Source organism: Actinopolymorpha alba DSM 45243 (assembly GCF_000373925.1).
Taxonomy (GTDB): Bacteria; Actinomycetota; Actinomycetes; order Propionibacteriales; family Actinopolymorphaceae; genus Actinopolymorpha; species Actinopolymorpha alba.
This window is the reverse complement of record NZ_KB892790.1, coordinates 25,293-42,262: the sequence shown is the minus strand read 5'-3', so window position 1 is coordinate 42,262 and position 16,970 is coordinate 25,293. Positions and strand designations below refer to the sequence as shown.

The following is a 16,970-nucleotide window of genomic DNA, read 5'->3' as shown; positions in this document are numbered from 1 at the left end:
GCTAGCTTGGGCTATACTGAGCCAAAGGAGGTGACGAGATGCATCTGGTCCAGCGCGGGGAGGACGAGGAATCGGAGCCCAAGGATGGACCGGGCGAGGTGATGCGCCTAGATGAGGCGTCGGCTCGGCGGCTAACGGAGCGGATCCGTGTGCTGCTCGAAGCGGTGCAAGAGCAGGTTGATGAGCTGGTTCGTCTCGTGGAAGAGGCTCGCGACTGCAGTGCTCATCTCGCCCTTGGATATCGGTCGTGGACTGAGTACGCCGAGCGGGAGTTCGGGCAGATGCCGCTCCGTTTACCGAAGCAAGATCGCCAGGAGTTGGTTGTTCGGTTGGGCGATATGGGGATGTCGTCGCGCGCGATCGCGCCTATAGCCGGTGTCGATAGCGCGACCGTACGACGTGATCTCTCAGGTGGTGCAACTGCACCACCTGACTCAAGGGCTGGAGGCGGACGCCCTGCTGACGACGACCCAGCACCTGTCTCGCCTGTCTCAGGTGAGACAGGCGAGAAGCCTCGCGCGGTGACCGGCCGAGACGGCAAGGAATACGTCGTTCACCCGAAGCAAGAACCGGAAGCGGATGAGGAAGTAGTCGACTCGGCCCCGGTGGATGAGCCCGAGCCGAGGCGTCAGCCGGAGCAGCGGCCGCGTGGGTCGCGGACGAATGTGGTTGCGGTGATGGCGAAGGTCATCAACAAGTCGGCCGACGCTGCCGCCGCGGCTGGGCAGATCCGGCGGGAGCACTTGAAGTCGAGAAGCGAAGAGGCCACGCGGTGGGCGCGTGACCTCAACGATGCGATCCAGTCGTTGCAGCGACTGGCTGATCTCTTGGAGGAGACCGAATGACTGCGAGCATGTTTGCACGCTCGTCGAGGGGTTCGCAACAGCCTGCGCATGAGTTGGTGATGCTCGACCCGGCGCTGGCGACCAAGTGGCTGGAGCGGAACCGTCACAACCGGAATCTGCGGTTGAGCAAGGTGGATCAGTACGCCCGGGATATGGCGGCGGGTAAGTGGCAGTTCAACGGTGACCCGATCAGGTTCGCCGTGAACGGGAGCATGCTGGATGGCCAGCACCGCTGCCACGCCGTGGTTCGGTCGGGTGTGACTGTTCAGGTGCTGGTGGTTTACAACCTGGCGGCTGACTCGCAGGACACGATGGACATCGGCGCGGCACGGCTGATGTCGGATCAGCTCATCCTGGCCGGTGAGGCGAACGGGTCGATGGTCGCGGCGATCCTTCGCCGTCTGGTGGCCTACCAGGCGGGGTTCCGGTCGTTCGATGGTGGCGCGAAGAACCCTACGCACGCGGAGATGCGCGAGTACCTGGAGGCGCATCCGACGGTGCGGTCGGCGGCGGAGGTCGCGAACAAGGCGAAGAGGTTTCTGCCGTGTAGTCCGTCGATGGTGGGTGTGGCGTATCACCTGTGCTCGCAGGTCAACGGGGAGCAGGCGAATCAGTTCTTCGTCACCCAGTTGATCGAAGGGATCGGCCTGAGGGCGGCGGACCCGGCGCGGGTGTTGTACAAGCGGCTGAACGACATGGGCACGGCCCGTGGCCGCACGAACGCCGATGACACGCTGCGGTACATCTTTCTGGCCTGGAACGCGTTCCGCACGGGCCGGAGCCTGACGAGGCTGCAGGCGCCTCGTGGCGGATGGTCGTCGACCAACTTCCCCGAACCCCTGTAAACCCACGGCCGCGCGGCCGGACAGGTCGCCTGTCTCATGAGCGGCGCGGGGGCGGCGCTGGACCTTTGGCGAGGGATACCCGCCGTCCCCGTGCTTTCCAACCCGAACAAACCTTCAATCCGGACCTCTCGAAGAAGGGGACGAATGATGAGTGACCGTCTACGTGTTGACCGGCCGGTCACGGTGTATCGGCAGCCAGTCGGGCGGTGGGGGTGGCGCTGCGGCTTGTGTCCGCTGCCACTTCGCCTGCTGATCTCCGAAGCCGACTCGTGGCGTACCGCCTACGACGACGCCGACTCCCACGTACGCAACCAGCACCAGCGGACCGGCTGGAGGTTGGCCGCATGAGCAGCGCGAGGGACTCGGACCGGAAGGGCTATGACGACAACGACGGCACCTTCCCGGATGACTCGCTAGTGCTGGTGCGCTACCCGCTCGGCCAGGCCGTATCGGAACGGGATAGGTGGCCCTGGCTACCGGGCTCGATCCTCGGGCAGTGCGGCCCGAACGAGTGGCATGTGCGCATCGATGTCGACGAGCTCGCCGAGATCGAGGACGGCGAGGTCTGGTACCCGGCGTGTTTCCGCGACCGGAGCGAACTCCAACCCATGACGGCCGACGACAGCGACGAAAACGCTGACGGCCACGGCACCTGAAGAGCGGTGCGGGGGCGGCGCTGAACCTTTGGCGAGGGATACCCGCCGCCCCCGCTCCTTCCAACCCCTAACCCCATCGAAGGAGTGGAGTGGCATGCCCAAGAGTAGCGAGGGCCAGGACCTCGAGCGCGACAACACCGACGTTGGTGGCCGCGCGACGTGGCGGGCCCAGATTCGTGACGTGGCGTTGCGGAACGCGCTGCGCAAGCGGGAGGCCGGGGTCCCGACGTACTCGGTCCCGGAGGCAGCGGCACTGCTGAGCATTTCGCAGGAGCACCTGTACCGGCTGGTACGGGCGGACGCGTTCCCCGCGGTGCGGATGCGGATCGGCGGTGATCAGGGCCGCTACGTCGTTCCGGCCAAAGCTGTCGAGCAGCTGCTGGACGCCGCGACCGGCGCGGGCGCGTGCGTGGACGTCATGGAATTCATGCCGGCCTGGCAGCAGGCGACCGACGGTGGGTCGCGTCGGGGCGGTGGTGCCGCATGAAACCGCCCGCAAAAAAGGTCGTGTTCGTCGACGAGTTCTATGACCGGGACTACGCATCGGATGGGATCAGCCGCTACGGCGCTTACCTGCGCGACCGGGCCCACCTGTTCAACACCGCGAGCGACCCGCTGGATCCGGTCGACTTCGCGTGGACGGCGTGGCGGATCGCATCCGGGCCGGTGATGAGCCCCGGCTACATCCGCGTCCGTCCGGACATCCCCTGGGTGACGTGCCACCCAAGGGAGGACCGTGACCGTCTCGTCGCTGAGCTCGAGGTGCGGCTGCCTCACCCGCCCCAGGTGCGCGGCCTGCGCCGGTTCGGCTGGGCGGACTGGGCCCGGCAGCGGCCGTGGAGTGACGACCCGAGCCCGTATGTCGAGCCAGAAGAGAACCGTTCCACGCTGTTGTTCACCGCCCGGTTCGTGGCGGAACTGCCGGCCGAGGGTCTTCCAGCCCCGCAGCGGCCGGGCGTCAACGTCGGCATGGCCAAGGCCGCGGTGCGCGAGATCTGCCACCAGATCAACTCCGCCGTCGCCCCCGACCTGAATCGGCTCCTGGCCGGTTGGCGGGAGGTGCCCCGATGAGCCGCTCTGTGCGGGACGCGGCGTTCGACGCCGCACGGGCTGTGCACCGCTTCCCATGGCCGCTGGGCGCGGTGTCGGCCGCCGCGGTCGGCCTGGGCGCCGGCATGAACGCGGCCGGGATGCATGACCCGGCCCTGTATGCGGCGGCCGGTGGCGCCGCTGGCGGTGTCGGCAGCTGCTGTTGGTGGTGGGGCCGGCATGTGATGCGGCCGGGCAGCGCCAAGGCGCTGTTGGCGCGGATGAACGAGTACCACCAACGCTCGGGCGGCACCGCGTCGCGGCTGGACATCCAGCAGCACGCCTCACCGGCGGCGCTGCGACGCCAAGCGCGGGTGGTACGCCCGTCACTGCGAGACGTTTCGTGGTGGCGGCTGCGGCGTACGCCGATGCGTGAACTGGGGGTGCAGCTGCTCGAGACCGGGCTGGGCTGGTTGCCCGGCGAGCAGGTGTGGTCCACCCCAGAGGACACCACCACCGTGGTGGGCGGCCCACGCACCGGGAAGACGGGCCTGTTGGCGTGCTTCGGTAACGACGCGCCCGGCGCTTTGGTGACCACCTCCACCAGGTCCGACCTGGCCGAGTGGGTTCATCAGGTCCGCAGCGGTGACGGGCGGGCGGTGCACCTGTTCAACCCGTCCGGGTACGTCGACGTGCCGAGCACGGTCCGCTGGTCGGTGCTGACCGGCTGCGCCGACTACGCCACCGCCACCCGCCGGGCCGCCGCGCTGATCCCCTCCGCAGGGGAGGGGGAGGCGGCCCGTTGGGACGAGGCGGCCCGCCCCGTGCTGGCGCTGCTGCTCCACGCCGCCGCCCTGTCAGGGCTCCGGATGATCGACGTGCTCCGCTGGGTCGGGGACGAGCCGGACCGTAACGGCCGCTGCCGGGCCCGGGACCAGGTGATCGAGGCCGTCCTCACCGTCGCCGACGGTGGGCCGATCCGGGCGGCGCAGGCCCGCCACTTCTGGGGGCTGAACGACCGGACCCGTACGTCGATCACGCACACGATGCGCCGCGGCCTGGACTGGATGTCCCACGACCAGGCCCGGGAACTGGGCGACGCCCCCACCGAAACGACCACCCTCGACATCGGCCGGCTGATCGTCGAGCGGGAGACGCTGCACCTGTTCGGCCACGAATCCCAAGAAGGCCTCGGGCCGCTCAACGCCTGCCTCGTTGATGAGATCGCGCACCAAGCCAGGCGGGCGGCAGGGGCGATGCTCGAGGGGCGGCTCGACCCGCCGCTGACGATGGTGTTGGACGAGGCCGCCCTGGTGTGTCCGGTGCCGCTGGACAAGTGGACCGCCGACATGGGCGGGCGGGGCGTGACCATCCACACCTCCGTGCAGTCGCTGGCGCAGCTGCGGCAGCGGTGGGGCAGCGATGGGGCCGGCACCATCCTCGGCAACACCAACAACCTGCTCGTCTACGGGGGCGGGAACGGCGCGGACGACCTGCGCGACATCTCCACCCTCACCGGTGACAGCCGACACCGAGTGGCAGGCGTCGACGATGATGACCCCAACAGCCACCGATGGGCCGCAGTCCTCGACGAAGCGCAGCTGCGTGCCCTCGGCAAAGGTCAGGTCCTCCTGCTGCGCCGTGGCCTGCTCCCCATCGTGGGGTGGGCGCCCCGCATCTGGGAACGCGGCAAGCCACCCGCCCGAATGCCGCTGACCGACACCCCAGCCCCCTCCACCACCTCACGGATCGCCCTGCCCGAACAGGCGAAAGCCGGTGAAGCCCCGTGAGAGCCCTGACCGTACGACAGCCATGGGCGTGGGCGCTGATCCACGGCGGCAAGAACGTGGAGAACCGCACCTGGTCAACCGGCTACCGCGGGCCCCTCGCGATCCACGCGGCCGCGTTCCCCACCCGCGCGGGCGTCTACCGCGAGCTTCTCGCCAACCTCTGCGAACCCGAGGTGCGTGACGCGCTCCACCGACGCTACGCCGGGCAAGGCGTGAAGCTGCGCGACGTCCTCACCTTCGGCGCCGTGATCGGCGTCATCGACCTGACCGACGCCCACCCCAGCAGGGGCTGCTGCCGGCCCTGGGCCCACACCGCGCCCGGCGTCATCCACCTCGTCACCGCAAACCCCCAACCCGTCCAGCCGATCCCGTGCAAAGGACGGCTCGGTCTGTGGACCCCCACACCCGACCTCGCCGCCGCCATCACGGCGGGCCTCGATCAGGCGAAAGCAGGTGAGACCCAGTGAGCCGCGACTACACAAGCGAACCCCCGCAACTGAAGGACGTTCTCACCGGAGAACAGTCCTGCCAGATCGCACCCGACCTGTTCTTCCCCGACGACAACGACATCGAAGACGCCAAACGGCTCTGCCTCGGCGATGACCGGATGCCGGCCTGCCCCGTAATGGAGGACTGCCGCCACTACGCCCTCCACCACGAACAACACGGAATGTGGGGCGGCCTCTCCGGCAACCAGCTCAAGAAAACAAGGCGAGACCTCGGCATCCGCCTCACCGCGCCCGTGCACCTGGGATTCGACGTCTTCATGTCCACCACCCCCGAAGCCGTGCAGAAACGAGCCGAACGGCAACGCCACCGCCAACACCAGCACGACGTCAACCCGCACGACGTTGATGAGTACGAGGTTGACTCGGCAGGCCACACCCGCCAAGACGACGGGTGGTGTGCGGCATGAGTCTCACGTTCACCGACATCTTCTGCGGCGCTGGCGGCTCCTCCATCGGGCTCGCCTCCGCTGGTTTCGAACTGAAGCTGGCCGCGAACCACTGGGCCCGCGCGATCGAAACCCACAGCGCGAACTTCACCGACGCCGAGCACCTGTGCGCCGATGTGAACAACTACGACATGCGACGGCTACCGACCACCGACGTCTTGTGGGCGTCGCCGATCTGCACCGAGGTGTCACCAGCTGGAGGGCGACGCAGGAAAGGCCAAGCGCACAAGCGGACCAAGCCGGCGCCCGGGCAAATCGACCTGCTCGAGTTCGGGCCGATCTCCCAGGCCGGCTACGAGCGCACCCGCGCAACGTTCCACGACGTCATCCGCGCCACCGAAGTCCACCGGTACAAGGCGATCCTGGTGGAGAACGTCGTCGAGGTCGCCTCGGAGTGGGAGCTGTTCGACTGGTGGGTCAACGGCATGCTCCTGCTCGGGTACGAGGTCCAGTTCGTTTCCGTCTCCGCCGCGCACATCGGCGGGGGAACCATCCCGTACGCCCCGCAGTGGCGTGACCGGCTCTACCTGGTCTTCACCCGCAAAGGCATCCCGCTGCCGGACGTGGACCCGCGGCCGGTGGCGTGGTGCTCCAGCTGCGACGAGGACGTGGAAGCGTTCCAGTCCTGGAAAAAGCCCGGCCGGCGGATCGGGAAGTACCGCGCCCAGTACGACTACCGCTGCCCGAGCCACCGGCGACAGACCGTCGAGCCGTACGTGCTCCCAGCCGCGACCGCGATCGATTGGAGCGACCTCGGCACCCGCATCGGCGACCGGAAACGACCGCTAGCGGCGGCGACCATGCGCCGCATCCAGGTCGGGCTCGACATGTTCGCTCGCGCGTCCGTCGTCGCTGTGAACCATGACGACTTCCGGGCCTACCCCGCCGAGTCGGCGCCGCTGGCAACCAGAACAGGCAAGATCGGAGACGCCCTCGCGATCCCGCCGATGGTTGTCCCCTCCGGCGGCACGTGGAACGAGGACGCCCGCACGGTCGACGAGCCGTTCCGCACCCGCACAGCGAACCCCAAAGGCATGGAGGCGCTCTTCTGCCCGCCGTACGTCGTGGAGCTGCGCAACAACTGCAATGCCCGTGGCGTTGACGAGCCGCTGACAACGATCGCCGCCGAGGGCAACCACCACGCGCTCGTGAACCCCTTCCTGGTGAAGAACCACAGTGGGTTCCTCCCACCCGAGCGTGCCATCGTCGCCACCGACCAGCCGATGGGCACGGTGACGACCGGGAGGCACCACTCGCTGGTCTACCCGCCGTTCCTGGTGAAGAACTACGGCGGAAACTGCGCCCCGAAGGACACGATCGTGCCGGCCGGGCGGCCGATGGGCACTGTCACCGCGCGGGATCATCACGCTCTTGTCATCCCGTACCGGCGTGCAGCCAAGCCGTACCGGGCTGTTGAGGCGCCGCTGTCGACGGTCGCGACGGTGGAACAGCACGGCGTCCTCGACCCCGCGGTGAACATCGACGACTGCCACTTCCGGATGCTCCAACCCCGCGAACACCTGCGGGCCCAGACGTTCCCCGACACCTACATCGTCCACGGCAACAAGGGCGAGCAGACCATGCAGGCAGGCAACGCCGTCGCAACCAATGTCGCCCAATGGCTCGGCACCGCACTCGCCGCCGCCCTCGGCGGAGGGGCGGCAGCGAGATGAGCAGAAGGTACGAGCCTGCCGATCTGGCCGGCGTGGTTGATCACCTGGTTGGGCGGGTGGACGACCTCGACAGCCGGTTGTCCGGGATGCACCGCCTCGTCCACGAGAAAGTTGAGAAGGACGTCGAGGCGTTGGGCCGTGGCCTGGGCATGCTCAACGCCACCCTGCGCGACATGGCCGACGGTGCCGCCGGCGGACCCGCAGGGCAGGGCGGGGAGTCGGAGGAGGGGCAGCAGGACTGGTTCGCCGTCACCGACCCCGAGGTGGCCCGGGGGTGGTTGGCCGAGGTGGGGGACTGGCATGGCCGGGTCTACCGGTGGCTGGCGACTGACCCGCTGCCGGACTGCTGGCCGTGGCACCCCGCGGTGGTGGTGGAGATGCTCGCCCTGCACGCCCACTACGGCGCCGCCTACACCGGCACCGCCCCAACAGCGGTGTCGGACCTGCTGACCAGATGGCTGCCCGCGGCGGAAAGCCGCATGGTCAAGCTGCTCCAGGACTGCTCCCCGCGTAGCCACCTCGGACGAACCCGAGTCGACACCACCGCGATCGACGAACTCGCGTACTGGTGGACGGTCAGCAAGGAAGGCGAACCGCCCGGCCTGGCAGGTGTCGCATGATGCCCCGCCAACGCGATGACGACCAGGACAAGAAGGCTCCAGACAAGGAGGCTCCGACCAAGAGCGACCGGGACAAGAAGACGGTGGCCGCGGTCGCGGCGCTGATCGCGGAGCTGCGGCCAGACATCCCGCCCCCGATCGCCGGTTCCTTGGCCGCTGAAGCTCTCGACCAGGCCGATGAGCCCAGCATCGACGAGCTCGACCCGGACCGGAGGTGGGCCCAGATGCGGGTCAACACCTACCCGGCAGCGGTGCTCGAGGCGCGGCGGGCCGCCGCCTACATGGCGCGTACCGGCCCGTTCGTCCACCCTCCGCCACCTGATGTCGAGGACTACGACGTCGACCGCCGCGGCCACTACCGCGCCACCCGCGACGGCCACTGCGACGGAGACGCCCTCGGCGCCTGACCCGGCAATCAACAAACGGGAGGAAACCGATGAGCAACAGCGCCAGCCCGGACCTCGTAGCACACGTTTCACCGGCGTGCGGAGACCAGTGGCTTGGCTCCACCTGCGGCCTGCCGGTCGGCCACGACGGCATGCACCGTGCCACCTGCCCGTGCGGGTGCGCAGCGCTCAACGCTGAACGGCACAAGGCATCCAACGCAGAAGCCGACCTGCACCGCGATGTCGCAGGCTCCGGCGCCGACGTGCACCGCATACCGCCCGAGGAGCGGTCGGTCGACCGCGGCGACACCTACGAGCTGTGAAGGAGACGAAGCCGATGAGTGCGACGAGCGAATCTCGTCACGAGGTGTTGGAGGAGGCCGCGCACCGCCACTACGCCGGCTGCCCCGAATGCCGGCTCCTGAGCCCCTGCCCTGATTACCAGACGTTGGCCGAGCGAACGAAAGTCGCCTGGCGCGACACGTCAGCTGCCTACCGGGAAGTGACCAATCCCCGTCTCAGATCGCTCGAGGTCCCGGACAGCGCTGAAGCATTCGGCCGGGCCATCGCCGAGATCCACGAGCAGCGGCACGACGCCGCCGACGACTACGGCGCCTGACCGTGCGGTGCGGGGCGGCTCTGAACCTTCGGCGAGGGATACCCGCCGCCCCGCTCTCTTTCCAACCACCCGCATCTGACCAAGGAATGGAGTGACATGAGCAGAGCCGAAAGCCCGTTGCAAGGTGAGGATCTTATGCGGGCGGAGTTGCGGCGAGACCTGAGACTGGCCGTGGAAGGACTGGAGTTCGCCCGCCAGTCCGCTGAGTCGTTGAGCCGATCCATCAGGCATCGGATCGCCTCGAACGTCGGTGAGGGGGAGGATGCGTTGCTCAAAGCGCTGGCGGCGGACAAGCCTTACCGGATTGCGGCCTCTCGCGCGGACACGGTCGCGCAGCTGCTCGACCAGGCCCGCGGCGCCGAAGCGACGCTGGTGAACGCCGAGATCGACGGTGCACGCCGGGTCGTTGAGCGCGAAGTCGCCGACGAACATCAGCAAGCCTCCCGACAAGCCGACGTTGACAGCGAAGCGCGTACCAGCTCAGCGGTCGCCCGTCACGAGGACGCTGATGCGGGCCAGCAGGCGCCCGCCGCCGGCTTGACGGCAGCCGATTCAAGCGACGCGGACGAGGACGGTGAGGAGGACGACGATGCCTGGACCGAGGGCCAGGACGTCTTCCACTACACCGTCGAGGAGTCGCAGTTCACGCGGCTGATCGCCGAAAAGGTCGAGAACCTCGACGACGATGCGGCCGGGCTCTAGCGAGCCACCACCGGTCACCGAGCGAGTGGGGCGGGGCGGCGCTGAACCTTTGGCGAGGGATACCCGCCGCCCCGCTTCTTCCAATCCCAACCCTCATTTCGATCAAAGGAGAAGGAGTGCCATGAGCGAGTTCGAGCAGGATCCCGAGGACATGTTCGAGCGCGCGCGCTGGGGCGATCCGGCAGCCGACATCATCGACCTCGCCATCCACGGGTGGGCCGTCGATGAAGACTCCAACATCGTCAAGGCCGCCCCCGGTACCGCGGCCCACCTGGAGGTAATCGAACGGTTCGCGAAGGCCGAGCGGGCCCAGGAGAGCTGGGGGCCGGGCGCGCACATCGGCTTGGACGTCGATGCGGTCGCTGCTGGGGTGCCTGGTGTAGATGGCGGCCTCGACAGTTGGGCGGATGCGGCCCGCTGGACACCGCAGCTGGGGGAGCTGGCGGATCAGATCGATGCCTTTGAGCGGGCGCGCGCGGCGTGGCTGGAGGTGGAGCTCGGCGACGACGTGGCGGAAACGTGTGAGAAGGAAGAGACGAGCACACCAGCGGAAGGCATGCGAAACGAGCAGGCGTACGACGTGTTCGCGCCGGAGACGCTTGCGGAGCCGTTCAACATGTGGCCCCGCGACAGGCTTGAGTATGTGACGTCCAGCCAGTTCGACGGGGACGAGTACGACGCTTACGCGGCGAGGCTTGAGGCAGAGCACGAGGCTCGCGACGCAGACGAAGCGGTGAGCACGTCCACGTACGACGACGCGGCCGACTGCGGCATCTGATTGAGCGGTGCGGGGGCGGCGCTGAACCTTTGGCGAGGGATACCCGCCGCCCCCGTGCCTTCCAACCCCCAACGGTTTCGAGGAAGGGACGTGCTGTGCTGAGGTTGTCGACCCGCGGTAAGGCTGCGATGGACCCGGCTACGGCCGCGCAGGTGGCGCAGGCGCGTGCGGCCGAGACCCGCGCGGAGATCGAGCGGGCCCGCGCGTTGGCGCAGCTGCGTCGAGAACAGGACGCCGCGCAGCGGGCCGCGGCGCGGGAGTCGGCCCGGCTGGCGCGGGAGGCTAAGCGGGAACGCACCCACGAACGCCGACGGGAACGGGCCGAGCAACGTGAGCGCCGCAACCTGGCCTGGCGCAGGTTTGGTAGCCGGTTGCGTCTGTTGGCGCCGCTGCTGATTGTGAACTCCGCCGCTGTGTACGGGCAGATCGCCTACGCGTACGAGTCGATCGCCCCGCAGGCCTGGCTGATGCCCGCGCGGCTGGGCCTGTCGGTGCTGTTCGCCGCCGCGGTGGAGTCGATCGCGATCTATGTGGGCTGGCACGCCCATGACGCGTTGTTGTCGAAGGCGACCGCCACTGCGGCCAGGCTGCGCCGCGCGTCGTACGCGCTCGCCGGGATCGTCGCAGGCATCAACTACGCCCACTTTGCCGGACCGTCCCTTGCCCCCACAGCCGCGGCTGTGGCGTTCGGGCTGCTGTCGCTGCTGTCGCCATGGCTGTGGGGATTGCACACCCGCCGCGCCCAGCACGTCCAGCTCCTCGACGAAGGTGCGGTCGACCGCACCGGTGCGGTGTTCAGCGCCGAACGCAGGCGAGCCTTCCCCCTTCGTACGTGGGGCGCCCGGCGCTGGTCCATCGAGCACAACATCACCGACCCGGCGGCCGCCTGGGCCGGCTACAACGCCGACCGGCTCCTGCGCCAGCTGCACACAGCCCCGACCGGTCGCGGCAGGACCGCGTGGGCCGTCGTCAGCGGCCAGCTGAGGGTCGCGCCGCACGCTGCGCCGCTTGGGGTTGACCAGGTCGACCCCGCCGCCCGGTCCGCGAACAGCGAATCCGCGGAACCCCCGAGTCGGGTCCAGGCCGACCCGACTCCGGTCGTGCGCGGCCGCACCGAGTCGGGCCAGGGAGAGTCCGGTCGGGCTGAGCCGTCGAGGGGCGAGGTGGAGTCGGGTCGGGTCGACGCAGACCGGCCGGCGCAGTCGCGCGACGTCGTGGTCGGGGGAGTCGACTCACCGAACTCGCAATCGAGTGGGCGGGCCGAGTCCGAGGCGCCCGAGTCGAGTCGACCCACCAAGAGCGAGACCAAACCGCGCCGTCGCCCGACCGCACGCCCCGAACACGTCAAGCGCCTCCTAGCCGCCTGGGAGGCCGGCGAACTCCGCCCCAACGCCGGCGCCGACCCCATCCGAGCATTCCTCGGAACCGGCATGGCAGAAGCCAGAGCCGCCCGCGACGCAGCACGCGCCGCCCTCAACAACCACACCTGACCAGAGCTGCACCAGCGCCCAGCACAGCAGCCAGCCCCCTCCCGAACACTCGAAAGAAACCCCAGCATGCCTCTATCACGAACCGATAACACCGAATTCACTACCGCCCGCCGAGAAAAGCACCCGCACCCATTCCGAAGAACACAGACCAATGCATCTCGATCGAATAGGCCCTCCGGGTGGGTCGCGCCGCGTATTTCCGGAAATCAAGTTGATCTTGATCTGCTGGTTGATGGGGAGGCTTTTCGGTGATCACGGCGAGCAAGGTGACCGACGTCGAGTACTACGTGTCCAGCGTCGGCGGCGGCCGGGAGTCCTACTACCTGGACGCGGTGACGGCGGGGGAGCCGCCGGGCCGCTGGTCCGGGAGCCTGGCCGAGCAGGTCGGTTTGACCGGCGAGGTGGCGGGTGCGGACATGCACAAGCTGTTCGACGGTTTCGAAGCACCGGACGGGACGCAGCTGGGGCAGCGTCCTGGACGCTACGGCTCAGTCGAGGCCCGACTCGACTCCTGGAAGGCCGACCACCCCGACGCCCTACCGGAAGAAATCGCTGAGACGCGCCGGTCGATCGAGTCGAGTCAGCGGAGGGCGACTCTTGGGGTCGACCTGACGTTCAGCGTCCCCAAGTCGGTCTCAGTCGTGCACACGGCGGTGCACCGGGCCGAACTCCAGGCGGAGCGGTCGGGTGAGACGACCCGACTCGACTCCGCGAGGTCGACCCGACTCGCGATCGAGGCGGCGATCGCCAAAGCCAACGACGCCGGACTGCGATACGCCGCGAAGCTGGCGGTCGCCCGGACGGGCCGGCACGGCGGCACCGGAACGGCGGGCCGGTGGGTCGGGGCGCCGGACCTGATCGTCGCGTCGTTCTTCCAACACACCTCGAGGTCGATCCAGCCGCAGCTGCACACCCACAACGTGATCTTGAACCGGGCCAGCTGTGCCGACGGTGAGATCCGGGCCCTGGATACCGTCGACCTGTTCGCCCAGCAGCACGCCATCTCCGCGGTCGTGGACCGGGTACTCGCCGAAGAACTCGCCGCGCTCGGCCTCCGGCTGAAACTACGGCACGGGGACCGAGAGAAACCCGCCTGGGAGATCGCCGGGGTCTCCCAGCAGGTGTGCGACCTGTTCTCCGCGCGTACCAAGGTGATCAAAGGCGAGCTGGACAAGGCGGTAAAGACGGCGGAGGAGCGGCTCGGGCGGGAGCTGACCGACGTCGAGATCGCGCGACTCCACAAACAGATCACCGTGAATACCCGGCCGGGCAAGACCCATGACGGTGAGATGACCGAGGAACGGCACGACCGGTGGCAGGCCGAACTGAAGGCCGCGATCGCCACCGGGCTCGAACCGATCGCCGACCAGGCGATAGCCGCCGTCACCGCCGAGCCGCCCTCCGAGTCGCGGGAGGCGCCACGGTGGTCACCGTCGGCGGTGTGCACGACCGCGGTCGCGGCGATGGCCGAACAGCGATCCACCTGGCGTCGCGCGGACCTGACGCGCGAGATCGAACAACGGCTTCCCCTGTTGGGCACCGGGATGGACCCAGACGATCTCACCGAGCTCCTCGAACGGCTCACCGACCAAGCACTCACCGACCCCCGGCTGGTAACGCAGGTGTCCGGCCGCGACGGTCCCCCCATGCCAGCCGAACTCGGCGACCCCGACACCTACACCCGCCCAACCGCCCGCCGATACGCGGCCACCGCCTCGCTCGCTGCCGAGGAGGCGATCCGGCAGGCCGCGATCACCCGCGGCCGCCACCGCCTCGACGCCGCGCAGGTCGACGCCTGGCTGGACACGCACGAGAAATACCAGACGGTGGGGGCCGACCAGCGGGCCGCGGTACGTGGCCTGGCCTCCTCCGACGCCGCCCTCGCCGTCCTCGTCGGCCCAGCCGGCACCGGCAAATCCTTCGCCGTCGGTGCCCTCGCCGAGGTGTGGAACGACCTGTCCGAGGGCGGGCGCGTGCAAGGTTTGGCCGTGTCGCAGATCGCCGCGGACGTCCTCGTCCACGACGGGGTGAAGATCACCGCGAACATCTCGGCCTGGCTCGACGCCCAGCGGCGGCTGGCCAACGGCAAGGCACGCCCGACCGACCATCGCTACGCGGTCCGGGAACGCGACATCGTTCTCGTCGACGAAGCCTCGATGGTCGGCACCGCCGACCTCACCCGGATCCGCACAGTCATCGAGGCAGCAGGTGCCCGACTCGTACTCACAGGCGACCCCCGACAGCTCGCCGCCGTCCAAGCAGGCGGGGCCATGGGGCTGGTCAACGGGCACGCCGAGACCTACACCCTCACCGACGTACGCCGCTTCCACGCCGCATGGGAACGCGAAGCCTCCCTCGCCCTGCGCGACGCCGACCCAGCCGCCCTCGCCGAATACGACCGGCACGGCCGCATCATCGACGCCGCCTCCGTGGACGACGCCATCCAGCAAGCCGCCCGCGCCGCCGCCGCGGACCGGCTCGAAGGCCGCGAGGTCGTCGTGGTCGCCGGCACTAACGAAGAGTCGGCGGAGGTTGCCGCCACCGTCCGGGAGATCCTCGTCGCCGCCGGCGTTGTCGACCAGGCCGGAGTCGACCTGGCCACCCACGGCGGAACCGCAGGGGTGGGAGACGACATCATGTGCCGGCAAAACGACCGGCGGCTCGGCGTCACCAACCGACAGCTCTACCAAGTACGCGAGATCGGCGAGGACGGCAGCCTCACCGTCGCCGGCCGACGCACCGGGGAGATCCTTCGACTCTCAGCCGCCTACGTTCGCGAACATGTCGCCAGCGGCTACGCCGGCACCGTCCACGCCGCCGAAGGCCTCACCGTCGACGCCGGCTACGGGGTCACCGCAGGGCAGCTGGATGCGGCTGCCCTGTACGTGATGATGACCCGCGGCAAGACCATCAACAAAGTGTTCGTCGCCCTCGACCGCGAACCGGCCGACCCGTCAACCCCACAAGCCGTACGGCGACTCGCGGGCCAGGACGACAAGGCCGCCGTCGTCGAAGCCTCCGCCGATCATGAGCGTCCGTCTGGGCGGGCGGTGCTCGAGGATGCTCTCGCGCGTGGCGGCGAAGACAACGACGCGGCCCTCGTTACCCGCGAACGTGACGACGCCCGGCTCGCCTCGCTCGACACCATCCACGGCCGCATCGAAGACGCCGTACGCCTGGCCTGCCGCAACCGGCTGGAACACCACCTCGACCAACTCGTCGAAGACGGCGCACTCGACAACACCTCACGAGCACGGCTCTGCGCCGACCAAGCGACCGAAAACCTCTCCCGACTCCTACGTGCCGTCGAACAAGGAGGCGAGGACCCCGCCGCAGTGCTCCGCGAAGCCGTGGTCGACCGGCGCGGCCTAGGCGATGCCCGCTCCGTCGCCCAGGTCCTCTCCAACCGGATCAACGCCGCACGCCCACAATTCCTGCCGCCCAACGCGATGCCCGTCCCATCCGAGTTATCACCACAGATCTCTGCCTACCTGCAGCGGCTCCACGCCCGCGCGGACCAGCGGCGCAGCGAGCTTGGGACCCAGGTCTCGGAGAACCCACCGGACTGGGCGGTGCGTGCTCTTGGCCCAGTCCCCGAAGGTGCTGCGGAACGGCTGGAATGGGCAGACCGCGCCGGCATCATCGCCGGACACCGCGAAGCCACCGGCTGGACCGACGAACACCGCCCCATCGGAGACCCACCCGGCATCCACTCCACCGAACGGCGACCATCCTGGTGGCGGGCATGGGAAGCACTCGGCCGACCCGAAGAAGCCCGCGAAGAAGCCGCCATGACCGACGGTCGGCTCCGAGTACGCGTCGAAGCATGGAAACGCGAACAAGCCTGGGCACCACCCCACGCAGACGACGCCCTCCGCGCCGCATCCATCGGGGCCGAAGACGCCCGCATCGCAGCGATCCTCACCAACACCGACAACGAGAAGAACGAACAGCAGGCGCACCACGAGCAGCGCGCCGCGATCGCCCGTGTCGCCGAACAAGCCGCTGACGCCCGTGCGGCGTGGGCAGCAGAGACCGCAGCCACGCGTGCTGCCGCCGCGCGAGCCGAAGCAGAATTGGAAGCACGCGGCATCCCCCTCGACCGCGAGCCCGACCGCACCACCGCCGAAGAATGGCTCGCCGCCCAACGCGCCGCCGACCACGCCGAAGACCCCTACCGACCCATCACCGAACCAGACCTCCACAACCCCGAACGAGACGCGACGCTCGCCGAAGGGGTCGAAACACGTGCTGGAGACCTCGCCATGCTCGAACCGCCACCACTTAAATCAGTAGCCGGCGGGGCACACGAGGTAATGTCCGCCGACCCCGACCAGCTAGAAGTCGAGCTGGGCACCCAGCGCTCCGCCGCGGCGCTGGAACGCATCGCCGCCCGTGCCTCGCGCAACCAACCCGCCGACAAGCTCCACGACGCCAACACCCCCGACCGCCTCGAGGTGGAGCGGTACGAGCTCGACCCCGATGGCCAACACCACGAGGAGCAGAAGCGGCAAACCGAGTGGGTTCACGAATCGGTCGCCGACTGACGACTCAGCCGCTCCACGCCCAAAGCTGTGCAGGT

The 16,970-nt window shown here is 68.9% G+C and carries 18 protein-coding genes; all 18 read left to right on the top strand.

Annotation, left to right across the window (positions count from 1 at the left end; genetic code table 11):
- Nucleotides 1–38: 38 nt before the first annotated feature.
- The 18 genes from B141_RS49850 to mobF all read left to right on the top strand — a co-directional run bounded on the left by B141_RS49850 (nt 39) and on the right by mobF (nt 16,935).
- On the top strand, nt 39–845 hold the full coding sequence (locus B141_RS49850) for a hypothetical protein (protein WP_157181410.1): 807 nt from the start codon (nt 39–41) through the stop codon (nt 843–845).
- The gene (locus tag B141_RS0130095) at nt 842–1,690 is read left to right on the top strand and encodes a hypothetical protein (protein ID WP_157181409.1); all 849 of its coding nucleotides are present in this window, start codon (nt 842–844) and stop codon (nt 1,688–1,690) included. Before B141_RS49850 ends, B141_RS0130095 begins: the two co-directional genes overlap by 4 nt.
- 144 nt (nt 1,691–1,834) lie before the next feature.
- Nucleotides 1,835–2,038 carry a hypothetical protein gene (locus B141_RS0130090; protein WP_169512987.1) on the top strand — a complete coding sequence of 68 codons (204 nt, stop codon included), beginning with the start codon at nt 1,835–1,837 and terminating at the stop codon, nt 2,036–2,038.
- Nucleotides 2,035–2,346, top strand: coding sequence for a hypothetical protein (locus B141_RS0130085; protein ID WP_020578910.1), 312 nt, complete (start codon nt 2,035–2,037; stop codon nt 2,344–2,346). Before B141_RS0130090 ends, B141_RS0130085 begins: the two co-directional genes overlap by 4 nt.
- Nucleotides 2,347–2,440: 94 nt before the next feature.
- A complete protein-coding gene (locus B141_RS0130080; RefSeq protein ID WP_020578909.1) occupies nt 2,441–2,833 on the top strand; it encodes a helix-turn-helix domain-containing protein in 393 nt (130 codons plus the stop codon).
- Entirely contained in the window at nt 2,830–3,417 is a 588-nt protein-coding gene (locus B141_RS43585; protein ID WP_020578908.1) for a hypothetical protein, read from the top strand. Before B141_RS0130080 ends, B141_RS43585 begins: the two co-directional genes overlap by 4 nt.
- Nucleotides 3,414–5,165, top strand: coding sequence for a type IV secretory system conjugative DNA transfer family protein (locus tag B141_RS0130070; RefSeq protein ID WP_084678610.1), 1,752 nt, complete (start codon nt 3,414–3,416; stop codon nt 5,163–5,165). Before B141_RS43585 ends, B141_RS0130070 begins: the two co-directional genes overlap by 4 nt.
- Nucleotides 5,162–5,632: an ASCH domain-containing protein gene (locus B141_RS43580; RefSeq protein ID WP_020578906.1), complete on the top strand. Its 471-nt coding sequence runs from the start codon at nt 5,162–5,164 to the stop codon at nt 5,630–5,632. Before B141_RS0130070 ends, B141_RS43580 begins: the two co-directional genes overlap by 4 nt.
- Nucleotides 5,629–6,081, top strand: a complete 453-nt coding sequence (locus B141_RS46370) for a WhiB family transcriptional regulator (protein ID WP_020578905.1) — start codon at nt 5,629–5,631, stop codon at nt 6,079–6,081. Before B141_RS43580 ends, B141_RS46370 begins: the two co-directional genes overlap by 4 nt.
- The gene (locus tag B141_RS0130055; protein WP_020578904.1) at nt 6,078–7,793 is read left to right on the top strand and encodes a DNA cytosine methyltransferase; all 1,716 of its coding nucleotides are present in this window, start codon (nt 6,078–6,080) and stop codon (nt 7,791–7,793) included. The genes B141_RS46370 and B141_RS0130055 overlap by 4 nt, the downstream gene beginning before the upstream one ends.
- Entirely contained in the window at nt 7,790–8,413 is a 624-nt protein-coding gene (locus B141_RS0130050; RefSeq protein ID WP_020578903.1) for a hypothetical protein, read from the top strand. Before B141_RS0130055 ends, B141_RS0130050 begins: the two co-directional genes overlap by 4 nt.
- Nucleotides 8,410–8,820 carry a hypothetical protein gene (locus tag B141_RS0130045; protein WP_169512986.1) on the top strand — a complete coding sequence of 137 codons (411 nt, stop codon included), beginning with the start codon at nt 8,410–8,412 and terminating at the stop codon, nt 8,818–8,820. The genes B141_RS0130050 and B141_RS0130045 overlap by 4 nt, the downstream gene beginning before the upstream one ends.
- 29 nt (nt 8,821–8,849) lie before the next feature.
- The gene (locus B141_RS0130040) at nt 8,850–9,122 is read left to right on the top strand and encodes a hypothetical protein (RefSeq protein WP_020578901.1); all 273 of its coding nucleotides are present in this window, start codon (nt 8,850–8,852) and stop codon (nt 9,120–9,122) included.
- Nucleotides 9,123–9,136: 14 nt separating this feature from the next.
- Nucleotides 9,137–9,418, top strand: a complete 282-nt coding sequence (locus B141_RS0130035; RefSeq protein ID WP_157181408.1) for a hypothetical protein — start codon at nt 9,137–9,139, stop codon at nt 9,416–9,418.
- A gap of 96 nt (nt 9,419–9,514) precedes the next feature.
- Nucleotides 9,515–10,120, top strand: a complete 606-nt coding sequence (locus B141_RS0130030) for a hypothetical protein (protein WP_157181407.1) — start codon at nt 9,515–9,517, stop codon at nt 10,118–10,120.
- A 151-nt stretch (nt 10,121–10,271) separates the two neighbouring features.
- Nucleotides 10,272–10,898 (top strand): hypothetical protein, encoded by a 627-nt coding sequence (locus tag B141_RS0130025; RefSeq protein ID WP_157181406.1) that lies wholly within the window; start codon nt 10,272–10,274, stop codon nt 10,896–10,898.
- Nucleotides 10,899–10,993: 95 nt separating this feature from the next.
- A complete protein-coding gene (locus B141_RS46365) occupies nt 10,994–12,388 on the top strand; it encodes a hypothetical protein (RefSeq protein ID WP_020578897.1) in 1,395 nt (464 codons plus the stop codon).
- Between the two features lie 248 nt (nt 12,389–12,636).
- On the top strand, nt 12,637–16,935 hold the full coding sequence (gene mobF / locus B141_RS0130015) for a MobF family relaxase (RefSeq protein WP_020578896.1): 4,299 nt from the start codon (nt 12,637–12,639) through the stop codon (nt 16,933–16,935).
- Nucleotides 16,936–16,970: the final 35 nt, after the last annotated feature.